The sequence below is a fragment of the Parvimonas sp. D9 genome (assembly GCF_035282565.1).
Taxonomy (GTDB): Bacteria; Bacillota; Clostridia; order Tissierellales; family Peptoniphilaceae; genus Parvimonas; species Parvimonas micra.
Genome location: NZ_JAYKBM010000133.1, coordinates 1 through 276 on the forward strand (window position 1 = coordinate 1; position 276 = coordinate 276).

The following is a 276-nucleotide window of genomic DNA, read 5'->3' on the forward strand; positions in this document are numbered from 1 at the left end:
GGGTTAACGACATGGCCAAAATGCATAAGGTATACGTGCTGCTCAGCGGTGGGGTAGATTCGACGACTACGCTGGCCATTGCGCGTGATGAATTCCCGTCAGCCATCTTTGAAGCTGTGACCGTAGATTATGGTCAGCGTCATAAGAAGGAAGCTGAGTTTGCAGGGGCACAAGCTGCATTCTACGGTGCTGAACATTACACCCTGGATATGCAAGGCATCCTGACTGGTATGCTCGTCGACAAGGGGACTGAGAATGAGGCGATTCCTGATGTAG

At 51.4% G+C, this 276-nt stretch carries 1 protein-coding gene; it reads left to right on the forward strand.

Annotated features, from left to right (window positions below):
- The coding region (locus VJI94_RS08330; RefSeq protein ID WP_324009021.1) for a 7-cyano-7-deazaguanine synthase at positions 1-276 on the forward strand (276 nt) is incomplete at both ends.